This window comes from Butyricimonas faecihominis (assembly GCF_033096445.1).
In the GTDB taxonomy this organism is placed as follows: domain Bacteria; phylum Bacteroidota; class Bacteroidia; order Bacteroidales; family Marinifilaceae; genus Butyricimonas; species Butyricimonas faecihominis.
The window spans coordinates 2,739,461-2,760,192 of record NZ_AP028155.1 but is presented as its reverse complement, the minus strand read 5'-3'; the positions used below and the strand labels follow the sequence as shown (position 1 = coordinate 2,760,192).

Genomic DNA, 20,732 nt, shown 5'->3' with positions numbered 1-20,732 from the left:
TGATATGAGAAATATTATATTTTATATCTGGATATTCGTGTGCTATATGGTAGGAGGTGGATGTAGCGATTTTTTGGAAGAGTATTCTCGGGATCAGGTCTACGCTTCCTCGTGCAAGGATTTGGATGAGGCGTTGATAGGAAATGGATACATGGAGAGTAGAGGCGACGGGAAAGCACCTGGCTTTAATGACCTCTATTACGGTTACCTGTTCGCCTTGGATGATGATGCCGAAGAGCACGTGGCGATGGGGTGGGGGAGTCATAATCCTTCGTTCATACCACAAGTGCGTAATACTGCTACTTGGCAGAAAAATCCTTATTTGCAAACTAATACCGGTGAGGATAGCGAAGATAAAACGGTAGAGAAATTATACGCTCATATTGCTTACGTGAACACGATCATGAGTACTTTGGATGAATTCCCGAACGACCCGATCGAGGACCGGAAGCGTATCTTGGGGGAATGTCAGTTCTTGCGAGCGGCTTACTACCTGATGTTGAGTAATCTTTATGGTTGGGCATACGATGTGAAAAATAATGGAGCGGATTTGAGTGTCCCGCTGAAGACGACCGAATGGATCGTGGAGGATAAGTTTTCCCGGGCAACCGTGGGAGAGGTCTACCGGGTTATCGAAAGGGATTTAATCGGGGCAATGCGCAAACTTGCGCGGAGTAGAGCAAAAAAACTTTTATCGTACGAATCAATTAGCCGCACGGACACTGTTGAGTAGGGTGTATCTGTACATGGAGAGATATGATGAGGTGATCACGCAATGTGATTCGGCATTGAACATGGGATTACAGATGCTTGATCTAAACAATTTCTTTTATGACACGGAATGGCTGGATGAGCGGGATTATTTATACATGGCATCCAATCCGGAAATCGTGTTCACGATGGGGTATGCTACTGTTCAAGATTATGTTACGCCGGCAACGAATGATTATGGTAACACTTCTCTCGTGTATTCTGCTTCTCAGAGTCTGATAGATGAGTATAGGGTGGATGCGGAGGTGCTTGACCTTCGTTTTAGGTGTTATTTTGAACGACATTGGATAAATTCGGACCGGTTTGGAGTGGTAAAAAATTATAGTTATGAACAATATTGGGAATACCCGGTGGTATTTGATTCTTTCTTGATTCGCACGGTAGAAATATACTTGAATAAGGCAGAGGCGCAAGCGATGAAAGGGGATCTGGCAGGAGCGATAGCGACTTTACAGCCTTTATTTGATACTCGTTATGCCCCGGGAATGCAACCTAAATTGTCTTCATCGAGTGAAAAAGAGTTAGTAAATTTTATCCGCTCGGAGCGCCGCCGAGAACTTTGTTTCGAGGGACACCGTTGGCCGGATTTGAGGCGTTATGCAGTGAACACGAAATACCCGCTTGAGACAACTATCCGTCACATGGTTTATGAAACGGAAAACGGGGAGTATGCCGGTTACTATCTATTGAAACCTTACGGGACGGATAATGGCTGGATTATGCCTTTCGGGAGTAAGGAAATATCATATAGTGAGGGTGTATTGGAAAATCCGGATCGCCCGGAACGTCCGAATGAAGACCCGAATTTTAGAAGAGAATAGAGAATAAGTGAAGCAATTTTAATCACGGAAGATATGTTAAAGAAATACTTGTTATACGGAATTTTTGGCTGCCTGTTGGTTTTGGTTGGTTGCAACAAGGATGAGGAGGAGATTACCTCGCCTTCTTATGCCGATCGGAACTGGTTCGTGATACCGGATAAGCCGGGGGAATTTAATCAATTGGTCTATAAGATTTATGCTGAAACGGGAGTACCGATTTTTGTCAGTGATACTTTAGGAGAAGAATATTACGCGAAAGACGCGGAAGGGAATCCCATCTTGAGAACGGAAAAATTCAACCTTTCCTACGTGATGTTTGGTAGTACGGAAGATGATAGGCAAGGATCTACGCATTATATCGTTCAGAGTAGCGATACTCCTGCCATGTTAAAAGCGGCAGAATTGATCCGGAATCGGGTGCTTCCGCATGTACCCAAGGTGGGGGAGGCTCTTCCTAAATGTTATTTTCTTGTGGATTCGTTGAACGAGAACGCAAATTTGATATTACCTTGGTCGCAGCTCCCTTGTAGAATAGAAAATAAACCTTTGTACGTGGCGATGAAAGGTGTTGTCGTCGGGCAATTGTGTGATATTCTTCAAATGACGGACGAAGAAATTGATTTGTGGTGTGGTCGGGTGATCGCATCCAAATTGGTATCGTGGATGTTGAACGGGAATATGAATATGGATCTGGTAAAATGGTATGCCATAACCAATGAAGGGACGAGGGATGCCTATTATAATAAGGCGTATGCTAGTACCGCCTCGGAATATAATTTTGATGTGTACAAGGATATGGGGATGTTGGGGTGGTATGTTGACATCCCGGATGTTCGTGCGACATACACGCAAGAGGATGATTTGATCGAATACGTGGCGCGAGTGTACGCATATCGTGGACGCGAGCAGGAATTTTTGGATCGTTATGCTGATTATGATAAAGTTCTCCGTAAGTTCCAAATGATGCAAGGCTTCGTGAACACTTTTGAAGAGTGGTGGGATCTAAAATAGAAAAATTATCTAAGTAAAAATCAAGGGCTATATATCAGTCCTAAACAATGCAATGTTTTGCTCTTCCTGTTGCAAGGGAGGGTTGGAGAGGTTGATAACGACCTTCTCCGCTCTCTCCTTGTTTAGGAAGAAGCACGATATTGCCCTCTACAGGTGCTTGCAGGTCGTCCCTGTTGAAAAATCGACCTGCTATGATTGATGATGTTAAATTGTATGTACGAAAAATGTAAATGAGATGAAAAGAAGTATTTTAATGATTTTAGCGAGTTTGGTTTTCTGTGTTTGTAATGCTCAAAATAGTTACACGATAACAGGGAGTGTTGATGGTGTGGAAGTTGGGAATATTTACGTTTTAAAGGTTGAGGTCGGAATGCGTATGGTCGTGAAAGATACAGTTGCCGTTGCGGATATAAAAGATGGAAAATTTGAAATGAAAGGACATGTTAATGAACCGGTCATATTTGCAGTATTATCCCTTGGAGGACAACAAGTAACGAAGCCTTTCGTGTTGGAAAATGAAAATTATAAAGCAAAAATTGGCATTGCGGTTGGAGCGGATTCTTGGGTAGAAGGAGGAGGGGCAGAGCAGGCTGTTTTTAATCAACTTTGTGAAATCCAGAAAAAAGCTTATAAGAAAAGTGTAGAGTTTCAACAAGAGGCCTCTCAAGCAAAAGATCGGGCTAAGCTTGACTCGCTTCGAAAATGTATGGTTTATGCAGCCAAGGATAAACAAGATAAAGAGTTTGAGTTAGTTAAGGCGAATCCGGATTCCTATATAGCGGGTTATGTTGCTACCAGCTATACGCGTATACATGTTCTATCTATCGCGAAAGATTTATACAATTCGCTATCCGATAAAGGGAAAGCCACGGAATGGGGACGACAGGTAGCTGAAGATATTGCATACAGGGAAAGAACGGATATCGGGGCAACGGCTGAAGACTTCTCTTTCGTGGATCAGTCGGGGAAAAAGGTCAACCTGTATGACGTGAAAGGAAAAGTGAAGCTCGTCGTGTTTTGGAATACTGTCGCGCCGATGTCTCGTCAAGAAAACTTGGAAATTTCAACATATTATCGGGAGTTTCATGATAAAGGATTGGAAGTGATTAGTGTCTCCTTGGATAAGGATAAGGCACGTTGGGCAGAAATTGTTAAAGAGGATAACTTGCCATGGATGCAGGGAATCGCGTGGGAAAAAGATGGTAAAAACGTGGATTACTTGTATCGGATCGGGACGTCTTACCCGCTGATTTATATTTTGGATGAGAATAATCAAATTATAGATAGACGTTTAAGAAGAGAGCAACTAAAAGATAAATTATCGGAATTGTTGTCTTGACATTGAAAATGTTTACGCCCTTAAAATCAATATGTATGAAGTACCTGATAATATTATTGCTGTTGGGAATAGTAGGTTGTGTGCGGTCGACGAGTGATTCTTTCGTGTTGGAAGGCATCGCTCCCGGTGCGCCGGATAGCACGGAAGTGTCCCTGTATCCCAAGGATGGAAGTCACCGGAATATAACGGGATACGTCATCAACGGGCGGTTTGCGCTTCGGGATACCATGAAAACCCCTACCTATTGTTTATTGCGATTCAAATTGAAGCAAGAGAATCGTTTGAAATACAAGGATATCGAGTTTTTCGCAGAGAATGGAGAATTGAGATTCAAGACTCCCAATATAGATAGCCTGCCATCGGCATTTAGCGAGTATGATATTCGAAAAGAGAAAAATTACAGGGTAACAGGTTCTGTGGCACAAGATGACTATTTTGACTATCAGCAACAGACCCTCGAGCAAAGAGCCATTATCAAGGAATTGGAAGAGAAGAGCGGGGTGTCACAACGAGTGGAGGATTGGAAGCAATTACAACAGGAACGGGAAAAATTGGATCAGTGGTGCGTGAAGTTTATTCGGGCACATCGGAATGTACACGTAAATCTGTATGTGGCAGAAAAACTGAAAAGACAACCGTTTACTTACGATCGGTCTCGCGTGGAAAGAATGGGGGCGTTGTTCGCCTCCGATTCGGACACTTGCTTTTCGTTGCGGAAATTCCGTGACTACTTGCAAGAGGCGGTAAAGTTTGCAAAGGGGAGGAACTTAGAAGATGTTGAGATACTTGCGCTTAACGGGGAAAAAGTACAATTATTAGATCAATTGAACCTCAAAGGATACACGGTTATTGACTTTTGGGCTTCATGGTGTGGGGCTTGTCGGTGTAGTTCCTCTTATTTCAAAAAGATATATGAACGATACGGCGGACAGGTGAAATTTATGAGCATCGCCTTGAACGACGGGGAAGAGAATTGGAAAAAGGCTTTGAAAGAAGAACAAATGCCTTGGGCGCAATTTCGAGGGGAGGAACATGTTACCACAATGGTGAACGATTTGTATAAAATCACCTCTATTCCTACATTTCTGCTCGTTGACGCTAAAGGGAAAATTGTTTATCGTTGTTCCCAAAGCGGGGAGTTGGAAGTGCAATTGGAATCTTTGGTAAATAAAAGATTATGAAATATATCGGTGTATTTAATTAGTGTTAAGATGAAAATAGATTATCGTTTGTTGGTATTATTCTGTGCAGTGGTGATGACATTTCCGTCTGTTGCGCAGAAAAAGAAGTTGAAAAGAGAGGCTTGCGAGTATGTTGTTTTAGCCTCGGTCTCGGTGAAAAATGATGTGGAATGGATGAAAGTGGTGGATGTTTTACAGAAAAAACATGATGCAGAGGTGTTGTTTTACGATAAAGCGCAACGGGAAACCTTGGAAGGATTGAAACGTCTCCGCCCTCGCTACGTGGCAGTTGTTGATATGCCGGAAAATATAGGGCGGGAGACCATTATCGATTTCCATCGTATGAGCCGAGAGTTAGACGAGGATATTTACGAAGATTTTCTGTGGGGATTCATCACGGGATATGATGCTGCCTGCGCGATGAAAATGGTAAATAACAGTACGGAACCTTTGATCATTCATGATGCGATCTCTTCTATCACGGAATTGAGCAGTGCCAAATGGTTTGAGCGTTACGGCTGGGTGGACGATCACTTGGAAAATTTGAGGGGGGAGAAGGACGGTAAAGAGGAACCCGTGATCACGAGAACCATAGTGGGGGACGTGAGTGATGCATTTGCGAATTTGTACGTGAAGTATAACCCGGATTTGGTCGTTACGGCTTTTCACGCTTCGGAGAAGCATTTACAGATGCCTTTTGGCGGTTATTTTTCTTGTTACGATGGAAAATTGATCGGACACTCGGGACGTGGTCAATGGGAATTGCGGGACAGTGGCAAACGTAAAGTGTATTTTGCCGTGGGGAATTGCCTGATCGGGAACGTGAATAACACGAAGAACAGTATGGCGGTAGCTTGGATGAATGGGGCTAATGCGGCTACGATGGTTGGTTACGTCGTTCCGACCTGGCATGGGCGTGCCGGCTGGGGAGGACTGAAATATTGGTTGACGACTCCGGGGCGTTATACTTTGGCGGAAGCTATTTTCTTGAACCAGCAGGATTTTCTGAACCAACAGCACGAATGGTATCCTTGCCTGACAAAAGAAAAATACCCTTTTGGTTCATCCGTGTACGAGGGAATGGTCAAAGGTCGGGAATCCTTAACGAAATTGCTCGGTCGGGAGCCTTCTAAAGACGAGTTGGGATTTTGGTATGATCGCGATATGTTGGCTTATTACGGGGACCCGAAATGGAATGTCCGTTTGCAGGAACTCCCGGAAGAAAATGATTTCATGGTAACTTCTAAAGTCAAAGGGAAAAAATGTATTATTACGATCGAGACCAAGGAAAATTTCAATTTACAACGGATGAAAGGCGATCACTTCAAAAACGAACACGTGCTGGATTTGCCTTTCAGCTATTTCTTCCCGGAACGATTGAAAAAACCTCGTTTGGCGGAAGGACAAGATTGGAAAGTAGCCTTGGATGAAAACTTTTTATTAATATATAATTGTGATTTCGAGCCGAATAAAACATATCAAGTGATACTTAATGTTGAAAAATGAATAAACACAGTGTAGATTCATATAGAAAAATATAATCTTTGTGTGTTTTCCCATAGCTATTAATATTGTTTTTAATGATGTCGGAGTATTCTAAATGTGCGAATAGATTACTTCGACATCAAACTTTTTTGGGGAGAGGAATAGTAATTTAGTTTTTAGTGTGGAATTCTCGTTGCCCCCTCGTTGTTGTTTCCAGATATGAGTTTACTCCGGTTTACAATAACCTTTCCTAGCATAATACCCGTTGAACTCCCGTGGTATTCCTATTGAAGGCAGGGATCAAAGACGTATCACATTCGAATCAAAGACGTTTCAAAGGCGTTCGGGAGTGTCCTTGAAGCGTGCCTGTCCGGGTATTGAAGGGGAATATCCCCGGTTCTTCCCGCTTCCCGGGTTGGTTCTAGCCTGGCACTTCCAGTTGTAAAAGTCTGGATCCCAGCGTCGATTGAAAAAGTTTGAAAAAAAGTGGTTGAAAAGTTTGGAAAAGGGTAAATGTTTACCTTATCTTTGCACCCGCTAAAACGGGACAGGGGGAGGATGAAAGAGGGAGTCGGGTTCACGTGGAGGCGGCGTTCTAGTGGTGTTGACAACGATCTTTAACGACGTGAATTCTCTTTAACGAGGGTCACGAAAAAAAGTTTGAAAAAACTTCGAAAAAGATTTGGAAGGAAAGATAAAAACGCCTTATCTTTGCATCCGCTTTCGCTCCTGAAAAAGCGAGGGCGATGAAAATGACAAGAAGAGTTCTTTAACAATATTGACGTGAAAATAAACAACGTAGCGAGCGTGAATCGATAATCGACGCGAGTCGAGATTCATGAAACACATGACCCGGTCAGAATAAAAATTTCTGTAAATAACTTTACCATGAAGAGTTTGATCCTGGCTCAGGATGAACGCTAGCGACAGGCTTAACACATGCAAGTCGAGGGGCAGCGGGGAGTAGCAATACTTCGCCGGCGACCGGCGCACGGGTGAGTAACACGTGTGCAACCAACCCCGTACCGGGAGATAACCCGCGGAAACGTGGACTAACATCCCATAATACTGGAGGATCGCATGATCTTTCATTTAAAATTCCGGTGGTACGGGACGGGCACGCGCGACATTAGGTAGTTGGCGGGGTAACGGCCCACCAAGCCGACGATGTCTAGGGGTTCTGAGAGGAAGGTCCCCCACACTGGAACTGAGACACGGTCCAGACTCCTACGGGAGGCAGCAGTGAGGAATATTGGTCAATGGGCGCGAGCCTGAACCAGCCAAGTCGCGTGAGGGAAGAATGGTCCATGGCCTGTAAACCTCTTTTGTCAAGGAAGAATAGACGGCACGCGTGCTGTTTTGCCAGTACTTGACGAATAAGCATCGGCTAACTCCGTGCCAGCAGCCGCGGTAATACGGGGGATGCGAGCGTTATCCGGATTTATTGGGTTTAAAGGGCGCGTAGGCGGGACGCCAAGTCAGCGGTAAAAGACTGCAGCTAAACTGTAGCACGCCGTTGAAACTGGCGACCTTGAGACGAGACGAGGGAGGCGGAACAAGTGAAGTAGCGGTGAAATGCTTAGATATCACTTGGAACCCCGATAGCGAAGGCAGCTTCCCAGGCTCGATCTGACGCTGATGCGCGAGAGCGTGGGTAGCGAACAGGATTAGATACCCTGGTAGTCCACGCCGTAAACGATGCTCACTGGATCTTGGCGATACACTGCCAGGGTTCAAGCGAAAGTATTAAGTGAGCCACCTGGGGAGTACGTCGGCAACGATGAAACTCAAAGGAATTGACGGGGGCCCGCACAAGCGGAGGAACATGTGGTTTAATTCGATGATACGCGAGGAACCTTACCCGGGTTTAAATGTATTTTGCATTTCTTGGAAACAGGAATTCCCTTCGGGGCTAGATACAAGGTGCTGCATGGTTGTCGTCAGCTCGTGCCGTGAGGTGTCGGGTTAAGTCCCATAACGAGCGCAACCCCTATCGCCAGTTGCCATCGGTTGAAGCCGGGCACTCTGTCGAGACTGCCACCGTAAGGTGCGAGGAAGGCGGGGATGACGTCAAATCAGCACGGCCCTTACACCCGGGGCGACACACGTGTTACAATGGCCGGTACAGAGGGCAGCCACGGGGTGACCCGGAGCGAATCTCTAAAGCCGGTCGTAGTTCGGACTGGAGTCTGCAACCCGACTCCACGAAGTTGGATTCGCTAGTAATCGCGCATCAGCCATGGCGCGGTGAATACGTTCCCGGGCCTTGTACACACCGCCCGTCAAGCCATGGAAGCCGGGAGTACCTGAAGATCGTGACCGCGAGGAACGGGCTAGGGTAATACCGGTAACTGGGGCTAAGTCGTAACAAGGTAGCCGTACCGGAAGGTGCGGCTGGAACACCTCCTTTCTGGAGCAGGAGTTCATGTGGCTCGCTACACGTTTCACGTTTTTCACGTTAGATGATTGCCCGTGACGGGTTAACCATAGTCTCTTAGCTCAGTTGGTTAGAGCGCTACACTGATAATGTAGAGGTCCGCGGTTCAACTCCGCGAGGGACTACGATACTGAAATTTAAAATTTAGAATTTAAAATTTAAAATGGTGTTCATTCTAAATTCTACATTCTACATTTTAAATTACAAAGCCGGGGGATTAGCTCAGTTGGCTAGAGCGCCTGATTTGCATTCAGGAGGTCAAGGGTTCGACTCCCTTATTCTCCACGGATAAAGTTCTTTGACATGCTGGAACGTTAATGGATCATTTGATCCACGAAGTAACAATGTAGTAGAATAACACAGAGCCGTCCCTGTAGTGATACACGGGACAAGGTAAAATTATTTAAAAACACGACGCTAACGAACGTGAACAACGAAGGGCGCGCGGTGGATGCCTAGGCTCTCGGAGGCGATGAAGGACGCGATAAGCCGCGATAGGCCACGGCGAGGTGCAAGTAACCCTTGACCCGTGGATTTCCGAATGGGGCAACCCGGCCGTCTAGATGACGGTCATGCAGTAATGCAAGCGAACGCGGGGAACTGAAACATCTCATTACCCGCAGGAGAAGAAAACAAAATGTGATTCCCCCAGTAGTGGCGAGCGAACGGGGAAGAGCCCAAACCGTTGCCGTTTCGGCGACAGCGGGGTCATGGGACCGCGATATTCGACGGAAGACGAAGTGCAATTACCTGGAAAGGTAAGCCGTGGAGGGTGACAGCCCCGTGCACGACACCTCTTTCGAAGATAGCGGTATCCCGAGTAGGGCGGGACACGAGAAATCCTGCCTGAATTCGCCAGGACCTCCTGGCAAGGCTAAATACTCCCGAGAGACCGATAGTGAACCAGTACCGCGAGGGAAAGGTGAAAAGTACCCCGAGCAGGGGGGTGAAATAGACCCTGAACCCGCGCGCCTACAAGCGGTCGGAGCCGGGTAATCCGGTGACGGCGTGCCTTTTGCATAATGAGCCTACGAGTTAGTCGTCACCAGCGAGGTTAAGGGCTTCAGGCCCGTTAGCCGAAGTGAAAGCGAGCCTTAACAGGGCGTCGAGTTGGTGGCGCTAGACGCGAAACCTTGTGATCTACCCACGAGCAGGTTGAAGTCGCGGTAACACGTGATGGAGGACCGAACCGGTAAACGTTGAAAAGTTTTCGGATGACTCGCGGGTAGGGGTGAAAGGCCAATCAAACTGGGAAATAGCTCGTACTCTCCGAAATGCATTTCGGTGCAGCCTGTGATGTTCTGTTCCAGAGGTAGAGCTACTGGTTGGACGCGAGGGCTTCACCGCCTATCAAATCCGGATAAACTCCGAATGCTGGAACACGAAATCATGGAGTGAGCCCGCGGGTGCTAAGGTCCGCGGACGAGAGGGAAAGAACCCGGACCACCGGCTAAGGTCCCGGATGGACAGTTAAGTTGATCAAACGAGGTGGGATCGCGGAGACAGCTAGGATGTTGGCTTGGAAGCAGCCATTCATTTAAAGAGTGCGTAACAGCTCACTAGTCGAGCGATCCCGCGTGGATAATACACGGGCATCAAACTGTCAACCGAAGCCGTGGGGTTAGTGATGAGCTAACCGGTAGGAGAGCATTCCTGCCAGCTTTGAAGGTCACCCGCGAGAGTGACTGGAGCGGCATGAAAAGCAAATGTAGGCATAAGTAACGATAATGGGGGCGAGAACCCCCCACGCCGCAAGACCAAGGATTCCCCGGCAATGTCAATCAGCCGGGGGTCAGCCGGCCTCTAAGGCTCACCCGAAAGGGGATGCCGACGAGAAACGGGTTAACATTCCCGTGCTTCTCGTCACCGTGACGCGGTGACGGGGTGATGAATGGACCGCGCGCTGACGGAATAGCGCGTTGAAGGCCGTACCCTTTGAGGGTGGTAGTCAAGCACGCCACCCGAGGCGAAAGTCGATAGTACCTCGAGGCCTCGGCCGAGGGGATAGCGTCCAGGCAATTTACCCCCTAGAAAACCCGCTAAACTTCAAGTGACGAGGAACCGTACTGTAAACGGACACACGTGGTCGGGTAGAACATACCAAGGCGCTCGAGTGATTCATGGTCAAGGAACTAGGCAAAATAGTCCTGTAACTTAGGGAAAAAGGACGCTCTAGTGATAGAGCCGCAGAGTAATGGCCCAGGCGACTGTTTACCAAAAACACATGGCTATGCCAAATCGAAAGATGACGTATATGGCCTGACACCTGCCCGGTGCCGGAAGGTTAAGAGGAGAGCTCATCGGAAACGAGAAGGTTTGAATTGAAGCCCCGGTAAACGGCGGCCGTAACTATAACGGTCCTAAGGTAGCGAAATTCCTTGTCGGGTAAGTTCCGACCTGCACGAATGGTGTAACGATCTGGGCACTGTCTCGACCATGAGCTCGGTGAAATTGTAGTTCCGGTGAAGATGCCGGGTACCCGCGACGGGACGGAAAGACCCCGTGAACCTTTACTGCAGCTTCGCGTTGTTCCCGGGCACGGGACGTGTAGGATAGGTCGGAGGCTAGGAGTCGGTTTCGCCAGGAATCGAGGAGCCATCGTTGAAATACGACCCTTCTCTTGTCTGGGATCTAACCCATGGTAATGGGGACACCGCGTGGTGGGTAGTTTGACTGGGGTGGTCGCCTCCAAAAGCGTAACGGAGGCTTCCAAAGGTACCCTCGGGTTGGTTGGTAATCAACCTTAGAGTGCAATGGCACAAGGGTGCTTGACCGGGAGACTAACAAGTCGATCGGGTGCGAAAGCAGGGCATAGTGATCCGGTGATCCCGCGTGGAAGGGTCATCGCTCAAAGGATAAAAGGTACTCCGGGGATAACAGGCTGATCGCCCCCAAGAGCTCATATCGACGGGGCGGTTTGGCACCTCGATGTCGGCTCGTCACATCCTGGGGCTGGAGAAGGTCCCAAGGGTTCGGCTGTTCGCCGATTAAAGTGGCACGCGAGCTGGGTTCAGAACGTCGTGAGACAGTTCGGTCCCTATCTGTCGTGGGCGCTGGAGATTCGAGAGGTCCTGACTCTAGTACGAGAGGACCGGGTTGGACGCGCCGCTAGTGAACCTGTTATGACGCCAGTCGTACGGCAGGGTAGCCACGCGCGGACGGGATAAGCGCTGAAAGCATCTAAGCGCGAAGCCTGCCTCGAGATGAGATCTCCTTACAGGGTCGTCGTAGACGACGACGTCGATAGGCCACAGGTGTAAAGCCGGTGACGGCAAAGCCGAGTGGTACTAATCACCCGAAAGTTGACGTTCGGTGGGTGAGATGATTCAGTTAACGTTCCAAGCGATTGTCAATCAAGGTGATTGACGGTCGATAGAAAGCATGAATAAATGAACTTTAAAGATATTGTCACGTTGGCAAGAGTGCCACGAGAAGTGACGAAAGTTGGAAAAACAGTGAGGTAAGGAAATCATAATTTTCCATTCTCCATTTTCAATTTTCAATTGCATTAAAAGGTGTCTATAGCGACGGTGATCCACCTCTTCCCATCCCGAACAGAGAAGTTAAGCCCGTTAGCGCCGATGGTACTGCCGATAGGTGGGAGAGTAGGTCGATGCCGAATTTTCAAAATCGCTGGAATTTGTTTCAGCGATTTTTATGGCGAGGTAGCTCAGCTGGTTAGAGCGCATGATTCATAATCATGAGGTCTCCGGTTCAATCCCGGATCTCGCTACAAAATGAAACCCATTGAGAAATCAATGGGTTTTTTATTTGAATCAAATTTAATATTTTATTCGGCAACAGTTACCTCGATACCGCGTTCACGCAATCCCTCGAGAGTTTTACTAGGTACATATTTATCCGTGATGATGTGATCAACAGCATCCAGATCGCATATTTTTCCGAAACCTCTACGTCCGAATTTAGAAGAGTCAGCCAGAACGACTACTTTTTGTGCGGCTTGTATCATTACCTGATTTAAATTAGCTTCCATCATGTTCGTGGTAGTTAATCCATAATCTAAGTCTATCCCGTCAACTCCCATGAAGAGTTTACTACAAGAAAAGTTTTCCAGCATTTTTTCTGCATAATTTCCAACGACAGAGACAGAACTATTCCGTACGAAACCTCCGAGTTGTATTATATCTATGTTCTTGTTACGAGCTAGAATGTTTGTAACGTTAATGGCTGCGGCAATTACTGTGAGGTGGCCTTGAGGCACGATCTCTCGGGCCAACGCATGCATTGTTGTTCCGGATGCAATGAGAATAGAGTCGTCTGCTGTAATTAGACTTGCAGCATATCTGCCTATCAGTCGTTTTTCTTCGGGATAGGACTTTTCTTTCTCGTTTACATGGCGATCATTGATATAAGGGTTGATTAAAATGGCACTACCATGTGTGCGATAGAGCATTTCTTTTTCCTCAAGTAAAGTAAGATCCTTGCGAATCGTTACAGAAGATACTTTTAACTGGTTGGCGAGATCAACAACTGAAACGGAACCTTGCTGGCGTAATGTTTCCAATATATAGTTGTGCCTTTCACTTAAAGATAATGTTTTCATTTTGTTTCGATAATCATATTTCCATCTATGCAAATATACATCTGTTTTATTGAATATTACTTATCAAGTGTTGTAATTAATTTTAAACTGGGGAAATATATTTCTTAAAAAGTAGAAACTTTTGCTCTGAGTTTCCGTAAATTAAGATCAATACCAAAGAAAGAGATGGCACTACTCGTAACGAGAAATGAGCCATGGAGACCAATAACAAAGAACGGAATTTAAGAAAACGAAGTTTCGGTTCGTAAGTGTATAGTATGCTTGCGGAACGTTATTGGAATTTTATAGATTGTTGAATACATAAATAATTGTGTTATGAACCGAAAAGATATGTTGAATAAACTTCAGGAACCTGAGAAAGTATGGGATATGGTTGTGGTTGGAGGGGGAGCTACGGGTTTAGGAGTGGCGGTTGACGCCGCGACAAGAGGATATAGCGTTGTCCTTTTAGAAATGGCAGATTTTGCCAAGAGTACTTCCAGTCGGAGTACGAAATTGGTACACGGTGGTGTACGTTATCTTCAAAAAGGCGATGTCGCTTTAGTATTAGAAGCATTAAGGGAGAGAGGGCGAATGAAGGCTAATGCCCCGCATCTCGTGAAGGATCAGGCTTTTGTAATATCGAATTATACATACTGGGATAATTTCCTGTATTTCTGCGGGCTTACACTTTATGATCTGTTGTCTTTTGGTTTCGGGTACGGAAGAAGCCGTTTTATTTCCCCCACGAAGGTGATGGAGTATTTACCGACATCGGTGAAAAAAGGATTGAAGGGAGGTATTGTTTATCATGACGGGCAGTTTGATGATTCGCGGATGGCAATTAATTTGGCTCAGACCTGTGCGGATAATGGGGGCGTGATACTTAACAAAGCGAAGGTTTCCGGGATTGTGCATGACCAGAACGGGAAGGTCGCCGGGGTGAAGTTCGTGGATATGGAGTCCGGAAAAGAGATGCTGTTGAAGGCGAAGAGCGTGATCAATGCCTGTGGAATTCTCGTGGATGACTTGATGGCGATGGATTCCCCGGGGCATAGTAAGATGGTGACACCGAGCCAAGGAGTGCATCTGGTGTTAGATATGAAGTTTTTGCAGAGCGATTATGCGATCATGGTGCCGAAGACGAGTGATGGACGGGTGTTGTTTGCCGTACCTTGGCACAATAAGGTTGTCGTGGGGACGACGGACATTATGCGTCCGGTTCCGGAAATAGAGCCGAAACCGTTGAAGGAAGAAATTGATTTTATTCTGAAAACGGCTTCTTTATACATGGACCCGGCCCCGACGTATGCTGATATTGAATCCGTGTTTGCGGGGCAACGGCCGTTGGCAGCCCCGAAACACGAGGGAAAGAGTACGAAAGAACTTTCCCGCGGACACAAGATTATAGTTTCCGATAATAATTTAATCACGATCACGGGAGGTAAATGGACTTCTTATCGTTTGATGGCCGAAGATACGGTGGATAAAGCGATTGCCATGAAACTGGTGGATGCCAGACCCTGCGTGACGAAAAAATTCCATATACATGGGTACCGGAAGAACCCGAACCTGAAAGACCACATGTACGTTTATGGTAGTGATCAGGATGCGATTATGAAGTTGATCGCTGAAAATCCGGAATACGGAAAGAAACTGTCAGATAAATATGATTATACCGTAGCCGAAGTTGTTTGGGCAGTTCGGGAGGAGATGGCCAGAGAGGTAGAGGATGTTCTTGCACGGAGGGTTCGATTGTTGTTTGTTGACGCGAGAGAGGCGATTAAGGCAGCCCCGCTGGTGGCAGAAGTGATGGCGAAAGAACTTGGGAAGGATCAGGCATGGATTGATGAAGAAGTGAAGGAGTTCACTGAACTGGCAGGAAATTACATCGCGGCTAAGATCATGTTTTGATCTTAGCCCGGTGTATTTCATCCGGAAAGAGCTGCGAGTAGTAATGGAAACGTTTACGATAATCAGATTGGAATCAATATAATATTTATTAAAAATTAATATCATGTGGAGTTTTCTGAAGCCTGAGCCTCACAAACCCTTGTTGCCTAAAGAGAAAATTGACCCCACGTACAAGAAGTTACGTTTACAGGTCTTTTTAGGTATATTTATAGGGTATGCGGGGTATTATTTAGTACGTAAGAATTTTACTCTGGCAATGCCCTATTTGCAGGAGTTGGGATTTGACAAGGGAGATTTAGGGGTGGCTCTTTCGGCTAATGCTATCGCTTACGGGATATCGAAGTTTTTGATGGGAGGGGTTTCCGATCGGAGTAGCGCCCGTAAGTTTTTGCCGTTGGGACTGGTGTTATCGGCACTCGTGACGTTGTTTTTGGGAACAAGTGCAGGAGTCTCTTCAATCGTGGTCATGTTTATTACCCAGTTTTTGATCGGTTGGTTCCAGGGGATGGGCTGGCCACCTAGCGGCCGGGTGATGACGCACTGGTTTTCCTTGAAGGAACGGGGGACCAAAATGTCGATCTGGAACGTGGCCCATAATGTGGGAGGTAGTTTGGTCGGGATCATGTTTTCCGTGGGGTTGGTGTGGTTCGGTTCCTGGCAGTCTGCCACGTTTGTTTTTCCGGCTGTTGTGGCCTTGGTGGTTGCCGTGATTGCGTTTATTTTGATCCGGGATACGCCGCAATCGTGTGGTCTGCCGCCGATCGAGGAATATCGTAATGATTACCCTAAGAATTACAGTGCAAAGTCGGAGGAAGAGTTGACGGCAAAAGAGATCTTTTTCAAATATGTTTTGAATAACAAGATATTATGGTATATCGCTATCGCTAATGCTTTTATCTACTTGGTGAGATACGGGGTGCTTGACTGGGCGCCGACTTACCTGAAGGATGTGAAAGGGTACGATAGCGGTGCGGTAGGCTGGATTTATTCGGCTTACGAGATCGCGGCCATTCCCGGTACGATTATCTGCGGTATCGTGAGTGACTACGTGTTCAAGGGACGGCGGGCGATCACGACGATGATTTACATGGTGCTGGTGGCCTTGTTCGTGTTTATTTACTGGCAGACGGAACATGATCTGGTGATGGACAGTATATGTCTGATCGCTATTGGGTTCTTGATTTACGGGCCGGTGATGTTGATCGGGGTACACGCCTTGGATTTGGCGCCCAAAAAAGCGGCGGGAACGGCTGCCGGGCTGACCGGCTTTTTCGGTTATTTCTTTGGAACGGCTTTGTTAGCAAATATCATGTTGGGGTACGTGGTGGATCACCTCGGATGGGACTGGAGTTTCATTATCCTGTTGGGAGCCTGTGCTCTGGCATTCATTTTTACGGCATTTACAGTAAGAGAAGAACAATATCTGGTAAAGGAGAGTACTAACAAACATTAAACGCTCTAAAATTCAAAATTATGATTAAAAAGTTTTTTCATGCAGTGATGGCATGCGGGTTGATAGCCTTGGTCATGTCGTGTGAAGATCAAAAATTCAACAACATAAACGTCGATGTCGACAAGGTTGAATTGGATCATTTGACTCCCGATATGATTAAAGTGCGGGATTACGTGCCGGAGTACGCTGTTGTGGCTCACCGGGGATCGACGTTCTGGACCCCGGAGGAGACGGAGGCAGCGTATCGTTGGGCGAGAGAAATCGGGGCTGACTATCTGGAATGTGATATGCAGGTTTCGAAAGATGGGGTGGTGTTGGCGTTGCATGATGACAACTTGAAACGGACCACGAATATCGAGAACGTGTTCGGGGAGACCATTCCTTACGAAATCAGAAAGGCGTATTACCAGAAGATCGGTTACTCTGCCGAGGAGGCTGATGCGTTGGTGAAAGAGGATGCCAAGAATTTTGTTCCAAATCTTCCGGCTTATTATACCTACGAGGAGCTGATGATGCTGGATGCCGGTACGTGGTTTAATGAAACGAGTATCGAACAGGCTCGCCCGAGTTTTGCCTCACAACATCAATACATTTCTACGTTGGAGGATCTCGTGGCTTATTCCAAGGGGAAAATGCTGGAACGGGACGCACAAGGAAAACGAGTGTTCACGATGGGACAGAAAACTGGGGAGAAGATCAAGAGTTTAAGCGGTACGGCCGACGTAATCAAGTACACGTTCGGTTACGTGGATGATCCGGAGGACACGGGAAACCGCCCGGGAATTTATATCGAGTTCAAGGAGCCGTGGCTGAATCCTGCCGGGTTCGAGGAGATTGTCTACAAGGAACTGGATCGTTTGGGAATGAATATTATCACGCAACCGGAACCGGAAAGCAACCCGTTCTACGTGAATGGCAAGGTGAACACGGGGAACACGAATGGCAAGGTGATTTTGCAGACCTTCTCGTTGGAGAGCCTTGTGAGGGTTGCCGAGCATTTTGAAGGTAAGGTCCCGATGTGTTTCCTGTTGTGGAAAGGTACGGGAGCGACGGATATCACGTATGACGATCCGCTGGGTTATGCCTCGTTTATTAATTTGGGCGTGAAGTACAAGGCTCATTTTATTGGACCGTGTATTGCCGGAGCTCCGAATAATTACCCGGAACTGAACCAACCGTGGCAGGATTACTTGATTCACAAGGCTGGAATGAAGAATCATCCCTACACGTTTGACACGTATGACCAGATGGCTAAGTATTTCGGACAATATAATTTCGGTGTCGAGATTGACGGGAAATATAAAGCACCTTATCTGGATGCATTGTTTACGAACCATTCTGATATGAGTATCAACTATATGATTACTCAAGGCTGGCGAAAGAGTCCGGCTTCCGAGACGTTGGTTGACGCGAAGGTGGTGTTGGAGAGATTAGGTTACTAAATAATTGTTTAAATGCAGACCAGTATGAAAAAATATATATTATTCCCTGTTGTATTAGTCGCCCTCGTGTTGTCGTCTAATATGGTGAAAGCTCAGGCCGAGGATGTTTCCAATCCTCTTTTACAATATATCAATAAGGATAAAGGAATTCGTTTCACGGCAGGCGCTCGTTTGTTTGCTGATGTGGCTTATTATCATTCGGAGTACACGCCGATGAAGTCGGGGGCAGCGCTCACGGATGCTCGCATACGGACGTCGTTGACATACGGGCCGTTGTATTTTTACGCTGATTTCGATTTTTCGAAAGGGACTTTCAAGCAAAAGAATATTTTTGTGCGATATAATTTTCACGAATCGGTGTACGGGATTCATAGCGTGAAGGCGGGCTATTTTAACGAACCGTCGAGTATGAGTCTGAACGCAAGTTTGTATAATTACCATTTTATTTCCCGTGCGGCTCCGGCCATGGCTTTATCGGCCGGGCGTGGTTTGGGGATTACCTACAAGTATTATGATGCCACTTTCTTCGCTGATCAAGGGCTTTTCGCTGAGAACAAGTACAATGACCAGATTTCCGGTTTTCAAGGAGTAAGCTTGAGTGGACGCTGGTTGTACAAGCCGCTTAATAATGAGTTTATAACTCTGCATGTCGGGGCCTCTTTCCGCTACGGACGGATTAACACGGGCGAGGTGGTGAATAACGTGTTCAAGACGAATATGGAGTTGGAGTCGAATATGCAGACTTACGTGGACGGTACGACGGAATTTCTAAACGCGCAGGTGCCTTGGGCGAAGAACACGATCACGGTAGGACCGGAAGTGCTGGTGGTTACCAGTAATATGTTTTTGCGGGGCGAGTATATTTACAAGAGATTATACAAGAAAAGAAATGACGAGGCTTTGTTCGAGAATCAGTTGGGAGGCGTTTGGAGCTGGACTACCTTGGCATCTTGGCAGGCCGGAAACCCGATACGGAGTTCCAAGTTTCAAGGGGCGTACGTGGAAATGGGGTACTTGCTTTGCGGTGAAGGATACGGTTATGACGATGAGTACGGATTGTTACGGGGAAGTAACGAGAGGGGAGATCTGGAGATTGTGGCCCGTTATAGCTACACGGATTTGAATGACATTAATAAAGGTGATTTCTTTTTAATTGGTAAGCAGGTATTTTATCCCGGGGGAGTGGTGGCAGATTACCCGGCCGTGTCAACGAGTATTGGCGGGGGACGGTTACACGCGGCCACGATTGGCGTGAACTACACGTTGAACCAGTACGTGAAGGTGATGGGCGAGTACCAGTATAGTAATTTAAAGAATGTTTATTTCCCGTTGGATAAGAATTTCCATCAGTTGCAGATGCGTTTGATGGTGTCGTTCTGATAGGAGAGAAGGAAAAAGTGGCTGTCTAAAAAGTCAATTTTAAACAACTACCCTCACTAACTCCCCCTTACACAGGGGGAGCTGGTGGGGGTAGTTGGCAAATACAGGCAGGACTTTTTGGACAGCCTCCTTATAAACCTTATGACTTTGTAAACGATGTGGACTTTTTTAGCGATGTGGATTTGCTTTTTAATTCCTTTTCATTATTTTTGGGATTCGAAACACACAAACACTAATTTTATCGCCGAATTATGAAAAAAGTCACTTTGTTATTGATGACCTTGGTTGCTGTAACTAGTATGGCAACAGGTCAGGTTGATGTGAGTGCGGTCAATAAACCGATCGAGTTGTTGAACGAGGCAAATACGGATATAGAAAATGGAGATTATAAAGATGCTGTTCAAAAATTGATCGCGGCTAATCGGTTGAATCCGAAATTACGAGAGGTTTACTCGTCTTTGAATACAGCTTGTACTCACACGAACCAGATTTCTTTGCTGAAGGAGTTTCTAGTGAAAGGAAAGGGGATATTTGAGGAAGATGACGAACTTTGTTATTATTTGGGGAATATTTATCAGAATCAACAGAATTATGCGGCAGCCATTAAGGAGTATTCTCTGGCAATCCAATACGCTAAGAAAAATGGGGAAGAATACGAGTTGGTGTACGCTTATTATTTGAACCGGGGGAATTGTTATTTGAAGCAGCGTGAATTTGCGAAGGCGATACCGGACTATACCTATTCTCTCAAGCTGAACAAGGACAACGGTGCTATTTACGCGAACCGGGGAATTGCTTATTTCAGTACCGGGAAACGCAAGGAGGCGTGTGCCGATTGGCGAAAAGCTAAATCGTTGGGAGTGACGAGTGTGAATGCTTACATTAATCGCTATTGCCGATAGCGATTGTTACAAGTTGCAGGTTTATGGGTTACAGGTTATTTGATTTAACTTGT

Annotated in this window: 12 protein-coding genes, 3 tRNA genes and 3 rRNA genes; 17 read left to right on the top strand and 1 reads right to left on the bottom strand. The window is 46.4% G+C overall.

Annotation, left to right across the window (positions count from 1 at the left end; genetic code table 11):
* Nucleotides 1-4 precede the first annotated feature (4 nt).
* The 12 genes from R8806_RS11555 (at nt 5) to R8806_RS11500 (ending at nt 12,778) form a co-directional block, all read left to right on the top strand.
* Nucleotides 5-733, top strand: a complete 729-nt coding sequence (locus R8806_RS11555) for a RagB/SusD family nutrient uptake outer membrane protein (RefSeq protein ID WP_317715685.1) — start codon at nt 5-7, stop codon at nt 731-733.
* A 13-nt stretch (nt 734-746) separates the two neighbouring features.
* Nucleotides 747-1,592 (top strand): RagB/SusD family nutrient uptake outer membrane protein, encoded by an 846-nt coding sequence (locus tag R8806_RS11550; RefSeq protein ID WP_317715683.1) that lies wholly within the window; start codon nt 747-749, stop codon nt 1,590-1,592.
* 33 nt (nt 1,593-1,625) lie between these two features.
* The gene (locus tag R8806_RS11545) at nt 1,626-2,603 is read left to right on the top strand and encodes a hypothetical protein (protein ID WP_124316341.1); all 978 of its coding nucleotides are present in this window, start codon (nt 1,626-1,628) and stop codon (nt 2,601-2,603) included.
* Between the two features lie 235 nt (nt 2,604-2,838).
* Complete coding sequence (locus R8806_RS11540; protein ID WP_124316342.1) at nt 2,839-3,942, top strand: TlpA disulfide reductase family protein; 1,104 nt, start codon at nt 2,839-2,841, stop codon at nt 3,940-3,942.
* Between the two features lie 35 nt (nt 3,943-3,977).
* Nucleotides 3,978-5,123 carry a TlpA disulfide reductase family protein gene (locus tag R8806_RS11535; RefSeq protein WP_164719593.1) on the top strand — a complete coding sequence of 382 codons (1,146 nt, stop codon included), beginning with the start codon at nt 3,978-3,980 and terminating at the stop codon, nt 5,121-5,123.
* Between the two features lie 30 nt (nt 5,124-5,153).
* Nucleotides 5,154-6,629 (top strand): hypothetical protein, encoded by a 1,476-nt coding sequence (locus R8806_RS11530; RefSeq protein WP_229783006.1) that lies wholly within the window; start codon nt 5,154-5,156, stop codon nt 6,627-6,629.
* 864 nt (nt 6,630-7,493) lie between these two features.
* A 16S ribosomal RNA gene (locus R8806_RS11525) occupies nt 7,494-9,018 on the top strand.
* 78 nt (nt 9,019-9,096) lie between these two features.
* A tRNA-Ile gene (locus R8806_RS11520) sits at nt 9,097-9,170 on the top strand.
* Nucleotides 9,171-9,256: 86 nt separating this feature from the next.
* A tRNA-Ala gene (locus R8806_RS11515) sits at nt 9,257-9,330 on the top strand.
* A gap of 139 nt (nt 9,331-9,469) precedes the next feature.
* Nucleotides 9,470-12,356 (top strand): 23S ribosomal RNA (locus R8806_RS11510).
* A gap of 200 nt (nt 12,357-12,556) precedes the next feature.
* Nucleotides 12,557-12,667, top strand: a 5S ribosomal RNA gene (gene rrf, locus R8806_RS11505).
* Together the 16S, 23S and 5S rRNA genes with 3 tRNA genes alongside form the textbook arrangement of a ribosomal RNA operon.
* A gap of 37 nt (nt 12,668-12,704) precedes the next feature.
* A tRNA-Met gene (locus R8806_RS11500) sits at nt 12,705-12,778 on the top strand.
* 57 nt (nt 12,779-12,835) lie between these two features.
* Here the strand turns inward: R8806_RS11500 and R8806_RS11495 are convergent.
* Nucleotides 12,836-13,609: a DeoR/GlpR family DNA-binding transcription regulator gene (locus R8806_RS11495; RefSeq protein WP_027201863.1), complete on the bottom strand. Its 774-nt coding sequence runs from the start codon at nt 13,607-13,609 to the stop codon at nt 12,836-12,838.
* Between the two features lie 315 nt (nt 13,610-13,924).
* Between R8806_RS11495 and R8806_RS11490 the strand changes: the two genes are divergently transcribed.
* The 5 genes from R8806_RS11490 (at nt 13,925) to R8806_RS11470 (ending at nt 20,679) form a co-directional block, all read left to right on the top strand.
* Nucleotides 13,925-15,502 (top strand): glycerol-3-phosphate dehydrogenase/oxidase, encoded by a 1,578-nt coding sequence (locus tag R8806_RS11490; protein WP_124317034.1) that lies wholly within the window; start codon nt 13,925-13,927, stop codon nt 15,500-15,502.
* A 103-nt stretch (nt 15,503-15,605) separates the two neighbouring features.
* Nucleotides 15,606-16,955: a glycerol-3-phosphate transporter gene (glpT, locus tag R8806_RS11485; protein WP_124317033.1), complete on the top strand. Its 1,350-nt coding sequence runs from the start codon at nt 15,606-15,608 to the stop codon at nt 16,953-16,955.
* A gap of 20 nt (nt 16,956-16,975) precedes the next feature.
* The gene (locus tag R8806_RS11480) at nt 16,976-18,397 is read left to right on the top strand and encodes a glycerophosphodiester phosphodiesterase family protein (protein WP_124317032.1); all 1,422 of its coding nucleotides are present in this window, start codon (nt 16,976-16,978) and stop codon (nt 18,395-18,397) included.
* Nucleotides 18,398-18,421: 24 nt separating this feature from the next.
* Nucleotides 18,422-19,777: a porin gene (locus R8806_RS11475; RefSeq protein WP_124317031.1), complete on the top strand. Its 1,356-nt coding sequence runs from the start codon at nt 18,422-18,424 to the stop codon at nt 19,775-19,777.
* A gap of 251 nt (nt 19,778-20,028) precedes the next feature.
* Nucleotides 20,029-20,679 (top strand): tetratricopeptide repeat protein, encoded by a 651-nt coding sequence (locus tag R8806_RS11470; protein ID WP_124317030.1) that lies wholly within the window; start codon nt 20,029-20,031, stop codon nt 20,677-20,679.
* Nucleotides 20,680-20,732: the final 53 nt, after the last annotated feature.